Origin of the sequence: Alicyclobacillus tolerans, assembly GCF_048984885.1 — a bacterium.
Taxonomy (GTDB): Bacteria; Bacillota; Bacilli; order Alicyclobacillales; family Alicyclobacillaceae; genus Alicyclobacillus_I; species Alicyclobacillus_I tolerans.
Window position 1 is genome coordinate 846,397 of record NZ_JBMGNK010000002.1, and the last position, 18,136, is coordinate 864,532.

13 protein-coding genes and 1 pseudogene are annotated in these 18,136 nt (G+C 43.6%); 8 read left to right on the forward strand and 6 right to left on the reverse strand.

All coding sequences use genetic code 11. The annotated features are described in order from the left end of the window. Positions 1-5: 5 nt before the first annotated feature. Together ACOJUR_RS04290 and ACOJUR_RS04295 are read right to left on the reverse strand one after the other, a co-directional pair. A complete protein-coding gene (locus ACOJUR_RS04290) occupies positions 6-1,067 on the reverse strand; it encodes a tartrate dehydrogenase (RefSeq protein WP_420949332.1) in 1,062 nt (353 codons plus the stop codon). Positions 1,068-1,101: 34 nt separating this feature from the next. After that, on the reverse strand, positions 1,102-2,376 hold the full coding sequence (locus ACOJUR_RS04295) for a sugar efflux transporter (RefSeq protein WP_420949333.1): 1,275 nt from the start codon (positions 2,374-2,376) through the stop codon (positions 1,102-1,104). A gap of 303 nt (positions 2,377-2,679) precedes the next feature. Between ACOJUR_RS04295 and ACOJUR_RS04300 the strand changes: the two genes are divergently transcribed. The 8 genes from ACOJUR_RS04300 (at position 2,680) to ACOJUR_RS04335 (ending at position 13,391) form a co-directional block, all read left to right on the forward strand. Then, positions 2,680-3,696, forward strand: coding sequence for a LacI family DNA-binding transcriptional regulator (locus ACOJUR_RS04300; protein ID WP_072873892.1), 1,017 nt, complete (start codon positions 2,680-2,682; stop codon positions 3,694-3,696). A gap of 137 nt (positions 3,697-3,833) precedes the next feature. Next, on the forward strand, positions 3,834-5,498 hold the full coding sequence (locus tag ACOJUR_RS04305) for an ABC transporter substrate-binding protein (RefSeq protein WP_072873893.1): 1,665 nt from the start codon (positions 3,834-3,836) through the stop codon (positions 5,496-5,498). Positions 5,499-5,580: 82 nt separating this feature from the next. After that, positions 5,581-6,570, forward strand: a complete 990-nt coding sequence (locus ACOJUR_RS04310) for an ABC transporter permease (RefSeq protein ID WP_072873894.1) — start codon at positions 5,581-5,583, stop codon at positions 6,568-6,570. Continuing rightward, positions 6,567-7,511: an ABC transporter permease gene (locus tag ACOJUR_RS04315; RefSeq protein WP_083574157.1), complete on the forward strand. Its 945-nt coding sequence runs from the start codon at positions 6,567-6,569 to the stop codon at positions 7,509-7,511. Before ACOJUR_RS04310 ends, ACOJUR_RS04315 begins: the two co-directional genes overlap by 4 nt. Further along, entirely contained in the window at positions 7,480-8,508 is a 1,029-nt protein-coding gene (locus ACOJUR_RS04320; RefSeq protein WP_072873895.1) for an ABC transporter ATP-binding protein, read from the forward strand. The genes ACOJUR_RS04315 and ACOJUR_RS04320 overlap by 32 nt, the downstream gene beginning before the upstream one ends. Next, positions 8,469-9,443 (forward strand): oligopeptide/dipeptide ABC transporter ATP-binding protein, encoded by a 975-nt coding sequence (locus ACOJUR_RS04325; RefSeq protein ID WP_420949334.1) that lies wholly within the window; start codon positions 8,469-8,471, stop codon positions 9,441-9,443. The genes ACOJUR_RS04320 and ACOJUR_RS04325 overlap by 40 nt, the downstream gene beginning before the upstream one ends. A gap of 65 nt (positions 9,444-9,508) precedes the next feature. Further along, positions 9,509-12,043, forward strand: a complete 2,535-nt coding sequence (locus ACOJUR_RS04330) for a beta-mannosidase (RefSeq protein WP_420949335.1) — start codon at positions 9,509-9,511, stop codon at positions 12,041-12,043. After that, complete coding sequence (locus tag ACOJUR_RS04335) at positions 12,036-13,391, forward strand: GH1 family beta-glucosidase (RefSeq protein WP_420949336.1); 1,356 nt, start codon at positions 12,036-12,038, stop codon at positions 13,389-13,391. The genes ACOJUR_RS04330 and ACOJUR_RS04335 overlap by 8 nt, the downstream gene beginning before the upstream one ends. 473 nt (positions 13,392-13,864) lie before the next feature. On the opposite strand, the gene ACOJUR_RS04340 is transcribed toward ACOJUR_RS04335, so the two are convergent. The 4 genes and pseudogenes from ACOJUR_RS04340 to ACOJUR_RS04355 all read right to left on the reverse strand — a co-directional run bounded on the left by ACOJUR_RS04340 (position 13,865) and on the right by ACOJUR_RS04355 (position 18,111). After that, complete coding sequence (locus ACOJUR_RS04340) at positions 13,865-15,352, reverse strand: class I SAM-dependent methyltransferase (protein WP_420949337.1); 1,488 nt, start codon at positions 15,350-15,352, stop codon at positions 13,865-13,867. A 121-nt stretch (positions 15,353-15,473) separates the two neighbouring features. Next, on the reverse strand, positions 15,474-16,700 hold the full coding sequence (locus tag ACOJUR_RS04345) for a cytochrome P450 (RefSeq protein ID WP_420949338.1): 1,227 nt from the start codon (positions 16,698-16,700) through the stop codon (positions 15,474-15,476). Between the two features lie 149 nt (positions 16,701-16,849). After that, a pseudogene (locus ACOJUR_RS04350) lies at positions 16,850-17,203 on the reverse strand (IS3 family transposase); the annotation flags it as partial. A 194-nt stretch (positions 17,204-17,397) separates the two neighbouring features. Beyond that, entirely contained in the window at positions 17,398-18,111 is a 714-nt protein-coding gene (locus tag ACOJUR_RS04355; protein WP_420949339.1) for a DDE-type integrase/transposase/recombinase, read from the reverse strand. Between the last annotated feature and the right edge of the window lie 25 nt (positions 18,112-18,136).

Genomic DNA, 18,136 nt, shown 5'->3' on the forward strand with positions numbered 1-18,136 from the left:
GAAATTCAGCGCGTCTTTTGCAAATATTCTATAATCGCTGTTGTTACTTCTTCGGTTGTTGCTTTTCCATGTAGATCTGGGGTCTTGATTCCAGATTGCAAAGTGAATTCAATGGCTTCTAATAATAGAGTTCCCATTTCTTCGTATCCAAGAAAATCTAGCATGAGTTTGCCCGTCCATATTTGTCCTAAAGGATTGGCTATACCTTGTCCAGCAATGTCAGGTGCAGAACCATGGACGGGTTCAAACATGGATGGGTATTTACGATCCACGTTAAGATTGGCAGCTGGTGCAATACCAATACTCCCCATGATAGCCGCCCCTACATCGGTGAGAATGTCTCCAAATAAATTGGAGGCCACAATCACATCCAAATCATGTGGACGAGTAATCAAGAAAGCGGTCAGGGCATCTATATGCTGACTGGAAGTGGTAACCTGCGGATAATCTGTGCTGACTTCTCGAAAGACCTCGTCCCAAAAGGGCATACTATGCGAAATTCCATTTGATTTTGTAGCGCTCGTGACTTGGTTGCGACGTTTTTTGGCTTGTTCGAAAGCGTAACGCATTGCCCGTTCTGTAGCCTTTCTAGTAAAAACTGCGTTTTGAACGACAATTTCATCCTCACCTTTTTTCATACGTCCGCCGATCTCGGTATATTCTCCTTCGCTGTTTTCACGAATGACAACGAGATCGAAATCAGCAGGATGAAGTAATGGTGAGCGGAGTCCCTTTAGTAAGCGAGCTGGCCGTAAATTGATAGATTGTTCCAATTCACGACGTATACGAATCAGTAATCCCCAAAGAGAAATATGGTCGGGTACAAGATTGGGCATACCCACAGCGCCTAGGAATATTTGATCAAATGAGCGCAAAATGTCGATACCTTCAGAAGGCATCATCATGTCGTGTTGTAAGTAATATTGACAACTCCAAGGAAAAGATGTCCATTCCCATTGTATTCCACCATGAATTTCAGCTACGACATCAAGTATACGCATGGCAGCAGGTACGACTTCATTACCAATTCCATCGCCAGGAATGGCAGCTATAGCATATTTTTCCATTTTTAACTCCACCTCGCTGGATTCTTATCTATTTTCATTTATCTTGCCTGAATATGACGCTCTCATGTTGGGATTGACTTGGATGTATGGCCATATTGGTTTCTGAATGTTTGAGCGGCTGACGTTTTTTAGCTAAATAAAGAAGGAAAAAGGCAAACAGTGCTAAACCAATATTACTTTCGTAAACAGCACGAAAACCAAGGGTTTGAGCAATCGTACCACCGAGTAGGCTACCCGCCACACTGCCGATATTGTTGGTGTTGCTAAAAAGAGTCGTGGCCGATCCTGCGGATTCGGGCATGAAATCTTGAAAATAACTCATACCCGTACTGGAAATGATTGCAATAAATATAGCGCAGAATACTTGTAAGATAAGCATTTGCCAGGCGGCATCGGTAAAGATGACACCTGTATAATAGAGAATTCCACAAATGATACCAAACAACAGAATTTTACGTTTTTCTATTTTTTCTGAAACCGCACTGAGACCGATCATAATAGGAATTTCCAATCCTGCACTTAGGCTGAACACCCATCCCACCACATGTTCTTGCGCTCCAATGGTTCGCGTGACAAATAACGGCATATACATTCCATTCACACTAGATGCTGTAGAGGCAAAGACAAAAGCGATGCTGGAATAAAAAATTTCTCGACGTTGTAAATTTTTCCACAGTGTAGACGTTTCGATTTTAGGGATTTGTGTGTGCTGGCGCCTTTGCAAAGATAGTAAAGCAACTCCGAAAATCAAAAAGTAAATCAAAGAAGTAGACATAAATAGTCCATTATAACCAAGCAGGCTGAGTCCCCAGGCACCAAACAGTGGGCCAACCACCCAAGCAAATGAGAAAAATGCGCGGAGTGAGGCGATAGTTCGTGCCGGATGGGAAGTGGAGGATGCTATGGCCGATTCTCTTGCGTAAGCGAAAAGTTGAGGAAACGCTGCTGCACCCATACCTAACAGAAAAGTAGTAAAGATGAGTAATTGTATATAATTATGCATAAATAAAAAACAGGCATAACCGCATCCAGCAGCTAGACAAGACAAAAGAATAATAAATTTCTTCGGCGTACCGGTGTCCGATTTTTTTCCGAGCCAAGTACTGGCTATAATACCGCCTATGCCGTTGGTACACATAAACGCACCCAATTCTACGGGCGAAGTGTGAATTTGATTTGTCAGATACAACGATAGGTAAGGTCGAGTTACAGCTAAACCTACTCCTACTAGAGTAATGGAAAAGACGAGAGCAAAATAGCTAGGCATTTGATTTGTACGAAATGTTCCGTGAAAACGAAAAGATGGCAAGCGAAAAATCCTCCACTGAGGCCGAAAGGCCATTGATAGAATTTGAGTTATTTTCGGAAGCGGTATCGGTACGACGTTGGCAATGGACGTCTTTAATATGCTTATGCAAGCGTTGAAAAGGATATTTGCTTCTGATTTTTTCTACTAAGTTTATCATTTTTACTTCAATAAAATGCGATGTTCTTATTTTTGAAAAAATTTTTTTAATAAGCAGGAATCTGAAAGCAAAAAAAGAATACAATGCATTAATGAAAGCGGTTTTGTAATCATCGTTCCAGACTTGAAGTACAAAGGACGCTGTCTATGACAACTATTTACGACATTGCCAAACGAGCTGGAGTTTCACCGACTACGGTATCTAAAGTTTTGAATGGATACCCAGATGTCAGTCTCAAAACGCGCGGCAAAGTTCAACGCATTATGAGCGAATTAGGCTATCAGCCAAGCGCAGCTGCGCGTAGTTTAGCTACCAATCGTTCTATGACTGTCGGCGTATTTTTTCAAGATCATGTCAATAGTGGATTGCGCCATCCGTTCTTGCATGATGTTCTTGCTAGTTTTAAAGATGTAGTAGGTGGTAAAGGCTATGATCTTTTATTGTTTTCAGATGCTGAGCGGGAAAATTTCCCGAGTGGTTTTGAAGCGCGGGCAAAACATAGAGATGTTGATGGATTGCTCTTGGTTGGTGTGCCGCGGACTGATCCAGGGTTAGTCGCGTTGGCTCGCAGTCGTATACCAGTGGTTTCTATAGATTTAGATCTTATTGGTTCGCGAGCCAGTTATCTCATGTCAGACAATCTGGGTGGTACGCGAGCAGCGATGTCCTTTCTATTAAACAATGGTCATCGAAAAATTGCTTTTATTGGTGATCGGCTGGGCACGAAACCTGGCCATGATCGGATGTTAGGATATCAACAATCGTTGCAAGAATTAGATTTACCCTTCCGGTCGGAATGGATGCTGGACGGGGATTTTACAGAAGTCTCAGGTTATGAGGCTATGAAAAAACTTTTGCAGGTTTCTGAATTGCCTACGGCTGTTTTTTGTGCTTCCGACATGATGGCGATTGGAGCTTTTCGAGCTTTGCAGGAAGTTGGAAAGAAACCTGGACAGGACATATCTGTTATGGGTTTTGATGATATTGAGCTTGCCCGATATGTCACTCCAAGTTTGACAACGGTTCGTCAAAACAAGGAAGAGATGGGACGTTTGGCGGCTTTCGAGTTGTTGGAATTAATGGCTCGTGAGGATAAACCACCTACAGTTATCACTGTAGATACAGAAATTGTAGTTCGAGAAAGTGTTTGCTCTATTTCTTAGTTGTTTTCGATTCTGCATTTCACTTTCCAAACATAATTGTAAGCGGTTTCTTGTTGTGCTTGGAGGAGGTGGTGTGTGGTATATAACATGTTTTTATTTTCGAAAGCGGTTTTGATGAAAAATAAGGGGGTTCATCGTTGAACAGCAAATGGAAAACAGGCGTCGTTGTTGGAACGGTTGCACTTACCGTGGCTGCACTGGCTGGGTGTGGCAATGCAACCAACGGATCGGCTAGTCATAGCACCTCGGTCTCTGCGAGCTCAGGCCAAGGAAAACCGTTAACGGTTGTTCCTGCGCCATACGGAAGTTTTCAAGACAATTTTAATCCCTTCCAATACCAAACTACAGCTAATCCTGGAACTTTTGGCATGATTTATGAACCGTTATTCTATTACAGTTTGGTCAGTTCAAATGTCTATAGTTTGCTTGGTAAAAGCATGTCGTGGAGCAATGGAGATACAACATTGACTGTCCAACTCAATACAGACGCTAAATGGTCAGATGGACAGCCCTTCACCTCTAAAGATGTGGTGTTTACGTTTGATTTGTTGAAAAAATATCCAGCTATTGATACTTCCGGTGTCTGGACTGAGTTGCGCAGCGTCAAAGCAGAAGGGGCTGGAACCGTTGTGTTTCAGTTCAAAAAGCCGGATGTGCCATTTGCCATGTATGTCGTACAAGAGCCTATTGTACCTGAACATATCTGGTCGAAGGTCGGGAATCCATCCAAATATTTGAACAGTAATCCAGTAGGAACTGGGCCCTATGTTTTGGCGAGTTTCTCTCCCCAAGAATACACCTTAAAAGCCAACGACAATTATTACGGAGGAAAACCGCCTGTGCCAGAGGTAATTTTCCCATCATACAGCAGTAACGATAGTGCTAATCTGGCGTTGGCCCAAGGTCAAGTAGACTGGGGAGGACAATTTATTAACAATATTCAACAAGTATACGCCTCCAAGAGTCCATACAACAAGTATTGGTTCCCGCCTAATAACGTAGTCAATTTGGTTCCTAATTTGACAAACTCACTGCTTGGTCAAAAAGTAGTACGTGAGGCTATCAGTATGGCGATTGACCGTAACGCGCTCGCTCAAAAAGGCGAATACGGGTATGTTCAGGTGGCTAGTCCAACAACTATTTTGCCTACCAGTTCAAGTTGGATAGATCCCAATTTGCCGGCTAAGGATTTGAAATTTACGTATAATCCAAGTGCTGCAGAGCAACTGCTGGAGAGTCACGGTTATAAGAAAGTCAATGGTGTGATGGAAGCTCCCAATGGTCAACCATTATCTTTCAATTTGGCTGTTGTATCTGGTTGGACGGACTGGGATGAAGACGCTCAATTGATTGAACAGGATTTGCAACAGATTGGCATACGGGTCAATGTTCAGCAAATGCAATATGCTGGGTATGAAGCAGCACTCCAGGGACATAGTTTTGATTTGGCTATTGCATCGTCTGGCGGCGGACCCAATCCTTACTATATTGATGAGGATGTCTATCAGTCGCATGGCAGCTTAAATTATGAACAATGGGACAATGCGGCAACTGATCAGGCATTTTCTGATTTTGAATCTACCACAAACTTGGCTCAACAAAAACAGGCTATGTATAAAGTGGAGAAAATTGTCGCTGAAAATTTACCGACTATCCCACTGTTCTATGGTGGTACTTGGTACGAATACAGTACCAAAAATTATACAGGTTGGCCGAGTGCGAGCAATCCATATGTTTCACCAGCTCCATGGTCATGGCCGGCAGCAGAGATTGTCCTTATGCATCTAAAACCAAGAAGTTGAATGGAATGAGCCAAACGGCGGCGATGCAGTCCATCTGCTCGCCGCCCTATAGGATTGCGGCAACATAGTGGGAGGAAGCAGCATGAAATACGTTCTCAGTCGTTTGTCGTTTTTTATCGTATCTGTTTGGGCTGCTGTGACGATTAACTTTGTTTTGCCGCGCATGATGCCTGGCAACCCTGCCGACGCTATGTTTGCCAAATTCCAAAACAATTTGACACCCCAGGCCATGACGGCGTTAAAACTCGAATTTGGGTTCAGCAATCAACCTCTGATAGTGCAATATTTCGACTATCTTAAGGGGCTTATCACCCTCCATTGGGGGTTGTCTTTCACGTACTACCCTACTCCAACCAAAACTGTCATAGCGCATAGTTTGCCTTGGACCATCGGTTTAGTAGGGATAACAACGTTAATCTCTGTCTTTTTGGGAACAGGGCTTGGTATTTTAATTGCTTGGCGGCGTGGTGGTGCTCTGGACAATACACTTCCTATTGTCTCTCTGTTTTTTCAAGCGGCCCCCTATATGTGGACAGGACTTTTGTTGCTTTACTTTTTAAGCTTTAAATTGGGATGGTTTCCATTAGCTCATGGTTATGCGCTCAGTGTACAGCCGTCTTGGAGCATTTCGTTTATTTTGTCAGTTTTAAAACATGCGATTTTGCCAGGTATTACGATTTTTCTGGGTTCATTTAGTGGTTGGTTGATAGGGATGCGCAACAATATGATTTTGACGCTAGGTGAAGATTACGTTGTTTTTGCAGAGGCAAAAGGTGTGCGACCTTCCCGGTTAATGCTCATGTATGCTGCACGAAACGCCATTCTTCCTCAGATCACCAGCTTCGCTATAGCGATAGGCAACGTCGTGAGTGGCTCGATTCTTACAGAAGTTGTTTTCTCATATCCCGGTATTGGAGCGCAGTTGCAAGCTGCAGTGCTGCAACAAGATTATCCGTTGATTCAGGCTGCCTTTTTAATGATCGCGTTGTCAGTACTTCTTGCTAATCTGTTGGTTGACCTGCTCTATAGTCGACTTGATCCGCGAGTTCGTGCAGGAGGTGCCACTGTATGATGACGCATCCTCTTGAAGATATCCATGCGAATGAAGTCAATCTTCCCATCAGACGTAAAAGATTTCGTTTTTTTCGTTTACTTTGTTCCGATCGTCGTTCGTTGGTAGGATTGTGTCTCTTTTCTCTATTTTTATTGGTCGCCGTTTTGGCGCCTGTGATTGCGCCCTACAATCCACTTTCAACGAATTTTGCTATGAATTTGCCTCCAAGTTATGCTCATTGGTTTGGTACGACGGCTACAGGACAGGATATATTTTCGCAATTTATCTACGGAACACGCACCACTTTAACGGTAGGTATGGGTGCTGGGCTCTTGGCAACCTTGATTGGACTGGCATTTGGTGTAACGGCAGGTTATATCGGTGGGTGGGTAGATACAGTACTTAACTTTGTCACGAATATTTTTCTGGTTCTGCCGAGTCTCGCTCTTCTCATTGTCATCGAATCAATGGTGCATAATACCACGCCTTGGATTAACGGATTGATTATAGGTTTCACTGGCTGGGCTTGGGGAGCTCGAGTTTTTCGAGCTCAAACGATGTCGCTGCGCAATCGCGAGTTTGTTACAGCAGCGCGTCTTTCAGGAGCTTCCACTCTGCGAGTTATGGCTGCGGAAATTATTCCTAATATGACGAGCGTCATTGCTTCTAACATTATTTTTGCTTGTCTCGGTGCCATTCTTGCTGAATCTGGGTTAGCCTTTCTTGGACTTGAAAGCGTCAATTCGGTCAGTTGGGGGACCATGCTCTATTGGGCGCAAGCAGGTGGAGCGTTACTGAACGGCGCTTGGTATTGGATTGTTCCGCCAGGGTTGGGAATTGCTTTAGTTGGTCTATCGCTAGTGTTGATGAATTTCAGTATTGATCAATTAACAAATCCGCGCCTGCGCAAGCAAGGAGGGAAGCGTCGTGAGCAAAGTACAGCCCGTTCTAGAAATTGAAGATGTCACAGTTGTTTATGACAGCCCCTCTGGGCCAGTACAGGCAGTTAGTGATGTTAATTTAACTGTATATCCGGGAACCATTGTTGGTTTAATCGGTGAATCGGGATCGGGAAAATCGACATTAGCAAACGCCATTATGCGCTTGTTAAGAGGCAATGCTCGACTAACTAAAGGGCAAATTCGTGTGATGGGAACCGATATTTACGCTTTAAGCAAACGAGAGCTTCGCACATTTCGTTGGAGTCGAATGTCAATGGTCTTTCAGAGTGCAATGACAGCACTAAATCCTGTGATGACGGTGGAGAAACAAATTGTAGACACGTTTCGCAGCCATCGTCCACAAATGTCTGTCAAGGAGGCTAAAGAACGAGCGCGTGATTTGCTGCGGCTCGTGCGTATTGACGAAAAACATTTGCGCAGTTTTCCACACGAGTTATCGGGTGGAATGCGCCAGCGCGTAGTCATTGCTATTGCTATTGCATTGGAACCGCAATTGGTCATTATGGATGAACCCACAACAGCTCTCGATGTGGTAGTGCAACGGTCGATACTTAATCAAATTCAGGAACTGCAGGCTGAGCGAGGCTTTGCCATCCTATTTATTAGTCATGATTTCAGTTTAGTAACAGAAATTGCTTCACGTGTTGCCATTATGTATGCGGGACGAATGGTTGAGAACACAGAAGCAAAAGTGCTGTTGCCAGAAGTTGACCATCATCCCTATACAGAAGGGCTCATGCGCGCTATTCCACGTTTGACGTACGAAGATGTTGTGATTGAAGGCATTCAAGGACATCCACCAGATTTAATTGATTTGCCGAGTGGATGTGCGTACTCCCCGCGCTGTCCGTATGCAACAGCTGCATGTATGGAAATCCGTCCGACATTGCATCGATTGTCACACGCCACGATTGAATGCCATCTCTACAGTCCAACCAAGGAGGGAGATTCGGAATGGCCGGCCAAGCAGCTTTTGTACAAGTCGACGACTTGAAAATTCGTTTTTCTATTCGAACACGTAAAGGGCCGGCATTTATCACGCCTGTTGACAATGTGAGCTTTCATATTCAACCTGGCGAAGTTTTGGCTCTTGTCGGTGAGTCAGGAAGTGGAAAAAGTACCATAGGCCGTTCCTTGGTTCGTATTCTTGAACCGACAGCAGGGAAAATTCAAGTAGCAGGTCAAGATGTTACGCACATTCGTGGTCGTTCATTAGTGAACTATCACAAAGTAGCGCAAATGGTTTTTCAAGATCCTTTTGGTTCACTGAATCCTGTAAGAACGCTGGAGAAACATCTGGAATTTCCTTTGCGCAAGTATCGTGCAAAGAACCATGCTGAAGTATCTGCCCATATTGATTATCTTTTGCAACGAGTAGGTCTTACACCAGTGCGTGAATTTCGTATCAAGTATCCGCATGAATTGTCTGGTGGGCAACGCCAGCGACTTGCCATTGCACGTGCACTGGCAGTGAGTCCAGAGTTCATCGTGGCAGACGAACCTATTTCCATGCTCGATGTTTCCATTCGTGCAGGAATTTTAGAGTTAATGAACGAGTTAAAACAAGATTTTCAACTTTCCTATCTTTATATTACGCACGATTTGGCGTCGGCTCGTTACTTTGGAGATCGAATCATGGTCATGTATGGCGGACGAGTCATGGAAAGTGCATCGTCGCGCAGTTTACTCAAGCATCCATTGCATCCTTACACGCGTCTCATGTTTGCTGCAACGCCTGGAAGTGATTGGAGCAAACCGTTACCGGAAACCAGTAATGGGGCACCTAACTTACTGGAAGGTCGTAAAGGATGTCCATTTGCTCATCGTTGTTTATTCGTTCAGGAGCGTTGTAGAGAAGAGACGCCTGCGCTGCGTGAGTTTGAAAAAGAACACCATGTTGCTTGTCATTTTGCAGAAACCTTACAGTAAATTTCAAATTTCATGAGTGTTTCTGGACGATTTGTCTGGTTTTTGGGAAATGGGGGCAGTTTGCCATGCAGAAAATGTTTCGGCAAGCCATGAGTTTAAATGGTTATTGGCAGATGCGAGCGGTCGGTGAGACAGAATGGAATCCAGCAAAGGTGCCAGGTTCCGTCATGCAAGATTTATTGACGGCCGGGAAAATTCCGGACCCTTTTTATCGTGATCACGAAGCGATTGCTTTAGAAATAGCTGCTAAAGACTATGAATACGAACATGAGTTTATAGTAGACGAATCATTTCTAAAGGCTGATTATGTTTGTTTGCTAGCTCATGGTCTAGATACATTAGCGACAGTCTGGATAAACAGTTCTCGTCTAGGCAGAACTGAAAACATGCATCGTACTTATGAATGGAATGTTAAAGATAAACTTTGTAATGGTAAAAATATCATACGAATTCGCTTTGATTCTCCCTTGCAGTACGTGGAAAAGATGCAAGAAAAATTTCCACTTTGGGGCCCCGATCACACGATTGCCGGTTTCCCGCATTTGCGCAAAGCACATTACATGTTTGGTTGGGACTGGGGTCCGAAAATTCCAGATGCAGGAATTTGGCGATCATTAGAATTGGTAGCTTTTTCGGGAACTCGACTTTTAGACGCATCGATTTTGCAGACTCATGAAGCTGATCAGGTTTGGGTCGATGTGCTGACTCAAATTGAAACGTATGAAAAATCCGAAGCGTTAAACCCTGAGGTGGTTGTGAGGCTGATGCACCCCAACGGGTTTGTTCAAGAGGAACGCACTGTAGTTTGCAATGGCCATGCAGATGTTCGTATACAAGTTAAAGATCCTGAACTTTGGTGGACGCAAGATTTAGGTAATCAGCCGCTGTATCAAGTTGAAATTACGGTTGGTCAGCAAAATAAGGTCTTTGATCAACGAAGCTATAGAATTGGTTTGCGTACGTTGACAGTGGTTCAGCAACCTGATCGGTGGGGAAAATCTTTCGCTTTTGTCATTAATGGAGTTCCCATATTCGCTCGTGGAGCCAATTACATTCCAGAGGATAATTTACTGGGAAGAACTGGCCGAGAAAAAACGGAACGCTTAATCCATGCCTGCAAAACAGCTCATTTCAATATGATTCGAGTCTGGGGAGGCGGCATTTATCCAGGAGATGATTTTTACGATCTCTGTGATGAATATGGACTCATTGTCTGGCAAGATTTAATGTTTGCCTGTGCGGTATATCGTTTAAGCGAAGAATTCCAAGCTAATATTTGTGCAGAAGTAGAAGATAATCTCCGCCGTATTCGCCACCATGCCTGCCTTGGTCTCATATGCGGCAATAATGAGATGGAACTCGCTTGGCATGATTGGGATCTACCCAAGTCAGTAGAACGGCAAAAAGACTATTTGCGAATGTTTGAGGAAGACTTTCCAGCCATTTGCCAAGAAATCGCCCCCCAAACTTTTTACTGGCCAGCTTCTCCTTCATCAGGTGGAGGATTTCGCTCGCCAAATAGTGAAAGGGAGGGAGATGTCCATTATTGGGAAGTATGGCATGGACTAAAACCTTTTACTGACTATCGCAAGTATTACTTTCGTTTCTGTTCTGAGTTTGGTTTTCAATCATTTCCATCCATAAAAACTATATGTAGTTTTACAGAAGAACAGGATAGGAATATTTTCTCTTATATCATGGAGAAACATCAAAAAAACGGATCTGCAAATGGCAAGATTCTCTACTATTTATCGGAGAATTTCAAATATCCGAAAAATCTTCAAGCTCTATCTTGTATTTCACAAATTTTACAGGCAGAAGCCATTCGTTATGGTGTAGAACACTGGCGACGAAATCGCGGTCGCTGTATGGGAACCTTGTATTGGCAGTTAAATGATTGTTGGCCTGTAGCCTCGTGGTCGAGCTTAGATTCGTTTGGTCGTTGGAAAGCATTACATTATTTTGCTAAACGTTTCTATTCTCCGATTCTACTCAGTGCATGTGAAGAGGGGAGTACGGTCGAATTACATTTAACCAACGATACACTCGATCCCGTTCAAGGGACAGTTGCCTGGTTTTTGAAAAAATTCGATGGCACAGTCGTCGCACATGGACATGAGGAAGTCCAGATATCGGCGATGGACAGTCGCATCCTATTGCAAGTTGATTTGAATTCTCAACTTCAGTCAGGTCATGCTCGACAAATGTTCTTCCAGTACGAAGGTCAATTTGGTGAAAATCACTCGTCAACAGGAACGGTAATTTTCTGTAAAGCTAAGCATTTGGAGCTTTTGTCTCCCGATATTTCTTTAGATATGGAAGAACTGGACGATCATTTTGAAATCCATTTGACAAGTCAAACTTTTGCAAAGTACGTCATGCTTGAATTATCAGAAGCAGACGGCGTTTTTAGCGACAATTATTTCGATCTTCTGCCTGCAACTCCGTATACCGTTTTGCTTTCTAAAAAATTTCTTTCGGTAGATTTGTCACTGAAAGAAGTGTGTGAACAAATTCGAGTTTACAGTCTGATAGATAGCTATGAGAACACTATTGATTCCCACAGGTTGACTGAGAAAGGAAGTTATATCATTGACTAAAAACTGGAATTTTCCTGGAGATTTTTTGTTTGGTGTAGCCACCTCTGCCTATCAAATTGAAGGTGCAAGTCGTGAAGATGGTCGCACACTTTCGCACTGGGATACTTTTTGCTATGACGGTAAAACGTATCAAGGTCATAATGGTGACATTGCCTGTGATCACTACCATCGTTTTCCGGAGGATATTGCTTTAATGGCCGATCTCGGTGTTCAAGCTTATCGCTTTTCGTTTGCTTGGCCGCGAATTTTTCCGGAAAAAGGAAAGTTAAACATGCGCGGTATAGAATTTTATCATCGGCTTCTGGATGAACTGGAAAAACATCATATTGAACCCGTAGGAACTATCTACCACTGGGATCTTCCTGCTTGGTTGGCAGAAGAAGGTGGGTGGCTGGAACGTAATGTAATTGACCATTTCCGTGAATTTAGTGAAACTCTTTTCAAACATTTTGGAAAGCGCATATCAAAGTGGATTACGCATAACGAACCTTGGTGTGCGTCTTTTCTGAGCTACGGTATTGGCGAGCACGCACCCGGACACCAGAATTGGCAGGAAGCCGTGATGGCAGCTCATCATATCTTGCTGTCTCACGGGGAAGCGGTAAAAGCGTATCGGCAGCTTGGCATGGATGGACAAATTGGAATTACGCTCAATTTGAATGTTTGTTATCCAGCTTCAGAAAGCCCAGAAGATAAGCAGGCTGCAATGCTGGCTGACGGATTTTCAAATCGTTGGTTCCTTGATCCGATTTTTCACGGGTATTATCCAGAAGATATGCTTGAAGCATTTCAAACGCATGTTCCTGATTGGGATTTTCTAAAAGATGGAGATGTAGAGACGATTGCCGTGCCCATCGATTTTCTCGGTGTCAATTTTTATTCGCGCAGTGTTGTTCGGCATTTTTCAGACAATCCGTTTCTTCAGGTTGAACAAGTGCCTGCGCATCCTGACGTTTGTACAGCTATGGGATGGGAAATTCATCCGGAATCTCTGTATCGATTATTGACTCGTTTGGCCAGCGAATATACTTCTATTCCGATTTATATTACGGAGAACGGGGCTGCTTTTGATGATGTGATGGTAGATGGAAAAGTGTCTGATCCTGCGAGAATTGACTATTTGGAAGGGCATCTGCGGGCAGCAGAACGGTTTTGTGCAGAAAACAACCAACTCAAAGGGTATTTTCTCTGGTCACTATTGGATAATTTTGAATGGGCGCATGGATACAGCAAACGTTTTGGTATCGTGCACGTCGATTTTGCAACCCAACGACGTACTCTCAAAGAGAGTGGTGAATGGTATAAAAAGTTAGTCCATATGCATCGACAGCTTACACATGTCGAATAATTGACAACTAGGCATAAGAAAAATAGAGAAAAATGATGCAGTTGAAGCGATAAAACCGCCAAACAGACCATAGAATGGGAGTGTTTTGTTGGTGGTTATCGCTTCTTATTTTGTTCCTACCATGAATAGTTTTTACCCTTGGTTAAGTGTTATCTCATAAATACCATTCTTAAATATCTCAAATGTAAATCTATATTCGATATATTTCTAGTATATAACAATCAAATTTAAATCGACATAAAATAGATGGAGATGCGAAACTCATTGTTTCATTTTTCAACGTCAATCAGGGCGTGGTAAGAGTTTCTGTTTCCTTGTCATCTCGAGCATGGTCTTGACAGATTCCCATGGGATAGTCTTTTTGATTGACACGAATAAACCCAGTTTGGAATACACGAGCACTTTGTTTGATTTTGCAAAGATCCTGGCAGTAAATGCAGTAGAATTGTTCCACGTTACACCGTCCTTCAAGGTTAGACTTTGATAACGCGAGCTTGCAAAAACTGTCCGGGATGGTGTTGAATCATACCCTCTTTACCATATTTATTCTGAATTTGGTAACCTCGATTCGTTAGGTTCTCAATTAAGTCTTGTTGAGCTTTCCAAGGTAAGTTGCGCATAAAAGGTTCAAAAATATGTGCAGCGCGAAACCAAAATTCAATAGTTTTGTCGATATGAAATGTATTTCCAATCATTTCGACTGGATAAATTTGTACTTGATCGTATGTTTCGTCTAGAGTATCGATGATTTCACGAACAGTGTCTTCTGAGGGCAGTTGATCGGTTGTCGAATTTCTTAAAGTTTCGTTATTCTCATAAATAGGTGTCAGCCATTCTGTCATAAAAGGTTCTGTCTGTGGAAATTGAAGTCCATAGACGGTGGTAAACCATGCACCTGGCTTGCAGACTCGGTGTATCTCTTTCAATGTTACTTGAATATTCGTGAAATGTAAAAATAGACACCCTATCGCCGCGTCAAATGTATTGTTTTCAAATGGAAGCTCCTCGGCTGTTGCTTGCACAAACTTGACCGAAGACTCAGGGTAACTTTTCAGTTTTTGCATGGAACGATTTAACATTCCAACAGAAGGATCGATGGCAGTGACTAAACCGTGTGAACCAACCTGATTCACCAGTCCTCCTTCTAGTGTCAGTGCACCAGTGCCGCAGCCAAGTTCTAGGACATGCATACCTGGTTTCAACTTAGCGTTTTGAAGCACGAGGGAGCGTAGTTCTTGAGTGTTAGTGAGGGTATTCATAACGTCATCATAATCTTGCATTTGACCAAAACCGGCAAAACGGTTCAGTTGTGCGCGTTTTTCCAGAAATCCAGTAGCATCCAAAAACTGTCGAAATTTATAGAGATGCTTTTCTCCACGTTGCGTCAAACGAATGGACATGTCTGATGTATGGGTTACCCATTCAGCTGCACCATAGTCGAGAATCAACTTAAATTCTTCTTCTAAGCGATAAATTGACCAGGGACGATGAAAGGATCCGCTGACAAAATCAGTGGCTAACATGGGCTGGTAATATTGTATAGCCTGGTAATCATCATAGGCATTTACAATAAACGCCAACCAGAATATATTTTTCGGAGTATAGCGTTGCATACTTGTTTCCAATAACTTTGAGGCAACGAAGATCATGCTTTCATCCAGACCTTCTTGACCTAAGCGCAAATGCGCATAAAATGCTGCGGTGCTGGTAATCGCGTCAATCATAGCATTGGTGGCGACTACCTTTTGAAAATATGGTTGGATGAATGGGTGAGAAAATAATTCTGTCGTCCAATATGTGTGAACCAGTTTTTGCGCCTCTTGGTTAATCAGGTTTTGATATTCTTGGGTAATTTCCATCACGGCTACATTAGTAAGTGTTGGCCCTACTAATACATTTTCTTTCAGTAAGTTTTGCATAATTGGCGCGAGTCTGGGCAATTCATCAGTAATGTCAGGCATATGGTTTCTCCTTCCTCACGTCCTATCCTATTTTAGTAATTTTATCACGTTTGGAAGAGACAGGTATAGATTCGAGAAAATTGAAATAAATCAGTTATTTTGCTGGGTTGCCATTACCCATTCAGCGAATTTTCATTGGATACGAATGTAGACCAAAAACAAACCCACTAATAATAGGCTCCCATTCTGCTGGCACAGCTTGAAACGAAGAAAATCGTTGCAGCATGGTATGAATGGCAATTTCTGCTTCTAATCTGGCGAGAGGCGCGCCTAAACAAAAATGAATGCCATGTCCAAACGCTAAGTGATGATTCGGCGAACGGTAAATATCAAACGTATCGGGATTTGTAAAGATACTTGAGTCTCGATTGGCGGCGGCAAGCCAAATCGTAACGTGATCGCCCGATTTCATTTCTACCCCGTAAAATTCGATATCTTCTGTGACGATGCGGCTCGTGGCTTGGACTGGCGAGTAATAGCGGAGCGTTTCTTCGATTGCGGAAGGGACGAGGCTATGATCATGTTGTAAATCTTCCAGTGCTTGCGGATATTGTAACATACACCTCCAAAAATTTGTTATCAAATTTGTGGTTGTTTCGTTGCCAGCGGCTAAAAGTAAAATACAAAAACTAATCAGTTCTTCAGCGGTTAGTTTTTCTCTTTCTAAATTAGCTTCTAAAAGTATGGCAATCAAACTGTGTTCAGGATGTTGAGATTTAGTCAAAACATCATAAAAATAATGTCGCATTTCTTCACGAGCAACCTGTTTTCTCTGCATTAAATCCATGATGATTTCCGGCGTGAGACTAGAAGGTCCTTCCACCAAAACGTCTGACCAACGTTTAAATTTTTCACGGTCTTTTGCAGGAATACCCATCATTTCAGCGATCACAATTACAGGTAAAGGATAGGCGAGCGTGGATACAAGGTCGATTGTCTCTCCTGTTTCGTTGTTGATAGATATGGAGTTGAGCAGTTCGTCGACAATTTCTTGAATACGTGTTGACCAATGACGGATGGCTTTGGGTGTGAATGCAGTATTGACCAGACTACGAAGCTGAGTGTGGCGAGGAGGATCTAGATTTAGAATGCTGGGGCGAGGATTTGTCATATTTCCTGAATTTCGGAATCGTTCAGATGAGAAGTGTGTATGATTTCGAAGCGCTGTTTGCGCTTCGGTATATCCGAATATGTGCCAACCCCCGTATGAATCGTCTGCTAACACTGCGCCCTTCTCAAGTTGTTTGCGATACCAGGGAAAAGGATTGAGACGTTCTTCTTTGGAGCGAGAAGCGGAACGTAAAAAACCACCCACAGCCGGAGTGCTTAAATCTATTTTGGTATCCATCCTTCATTACTCCTTTGCTTTCTTGGCGTACGTCAACGTATATTTTACCGCTTTGTCTTCAACCCTGTGAAAAAGTGGAATTAAGTCAATAGGGTGGACAGACCAAACAGAGAATGTCTAAGTATTCAGTTTTGTATCACTTAACCTGTTTAGCCAGCCGCCTTGAGTATCATTTGGTCATACATGGAGTGATATTGAACTGGCGTTTTGTAGCCGATTGGCGAGTGAATCCGCACTCGGTTGTACCAAAGATCGATGTATTCCCAGATGTCTCGCTTTGCCCTTGCCCTTGTTTCATATGTTTCAAGATGAATTAGCTCCCGCTTAATGACACTGTGGAACGACTCGATGCAAGCATTATCGTAACCATTGCCTTTGCGGCTCATGCTGCCGATCATCTGGTATTCCTTCAACTTGTCCCGGTATTCCCTTGACGCATACTGACTTCCACGGTCCGAGTGATGCAGTACACCATCATCCGGTTTTTCACGAATTAACACCCGTAGATTGGACACATACTCCCGATATTGAAATCTTTCGCAGTTGATCTTCAGGCCTTTGCCCTGGTCTATAAATTGCCATCGGTCGTCGGTCCGTCCAGGGCCGCTGTCGCTGACCCTCCGGTCCCCTGACTGCCCATTCTCCCGCTGGCTTGGGGCAGTTAGAGGCAAAGGCCCTGGATACGCACCAACGTGCGTCACACCCTTACAGTGCGTGTGGGCTGGAGCCCTGTCTCGAGATGGCGGCAGTAGAACTCTGCCGGCGACAGGTAGTGCAAGCTGGAATGCAATCGGCGGTTGTTGTACCGGCTCACGAATTCCACGACCGCCTGGTATGCCTCGGCGTATGTCTCGAACTCGTACATGGACAAGCACTCATCCTCGAGAAGCCTGTGGTAAGACTCGATGTATGCGTTCATCATATTCGGCATCTTGGGCGGTATACGCTCGTGTAGGAAATTCCATCGCTCACACTCCGATTCAAACAGATGGCTCACAAACTGGGGGCCATTGTCGGAACGGATGACCGGCATCGGCGCATCGGATTGAAGAATCTGACGTTTCCACAGGGCTGCCCGAAAAGCTTCAAGGGCATGTCTGGCTTCGCAGGTTAGACCGATATGATATCCCACAATTTGACGATCGTACACGTCGATATAGGATAGCACGAAGAAGAATCGGTCTTCGCCTGTGATGTATCCGTACTTCACGTCGACTTCCCACAACTGGTTTGGTGCCGTGATTGTCCGGTTCTGTGCCAGTTTCCTGGAATGCTTCTGACGGATCTTCCGTTGTGGGCGTAACACACCCAGTTCCTTACACAACCGGTACACTTTCTTTTCGTTAATGACGAGTCCATAGTCCTGTCGAAGCATGTAGGTCAACTTACGGTATACTTGCCCCAAAGTCAACCCAGACAGAAGGGATGGGTTAAGA

What these genes read in the sequence shown, in the direction of transcription:
- ACOJUR_RS04345 (WP_420949338.1), bottom strand. Translation starts at nt 16,700, where the DNA reads ATGGATACCAAAATAGATTTAAGCACTCCGGCTGTGGGTGGTTTTTTA.
- ACOJUR_RS04325 (WP_420949334.1), top strand. Translation starts at nt 8,469, where the DNA reads ATGGCCGGCCAAGCAGCTTTTGTACAAGTCGACGACTTGAAAATTCGT.
- ACOJUR_RS04330 (WP_420949335.1), top strand. Translation starts at nt 9,509, where the DNA reads ATGCAGAAAATGTTTCGGCAAGCCATGAGTTTAAATGGTTATTGGCAG.
- ACOJUR_RS04290 (WP_420949332.1), bottom strand. Translation starts at nt 1,067, where the DNA reads ATGGAAAAATATGCTATAGCTGCCATTCCTGGCGATGGAATTGGTAAT.
- ACOJUR_RS04310 (WP_072873894.1), top strand. Translation starts at nt 5,581, where the DNA reads ATGAAATACGTTCTCAGTCGTTTGTCGTTTTTTATCGTATCTGTTTGG.
- ACOJUR_RS04315 (WP_083574157.1), top strand. Translation starts at nt 6,567, where the DNA reads ATGATGACGCATCCTCTTGAAGATATCCATGCGAATGAAGTCAATCTT.
- ACOJUR_RS04340 (WP_420949337.1), bottom strand. Translation starts at nt 15,352, where the DNA reads ATGCCTGACATTACTGATGAATTGCCCAGACTCGCGCCAATTATGCAA.
- ACOJUR_RS04300 (WP_072873892.1), top strand. Translation starts at nt 2,680, where the DNA reads ATGACAACTATTTACGACATTGCCAAACGAGCTGGAGTTTCACCGACT.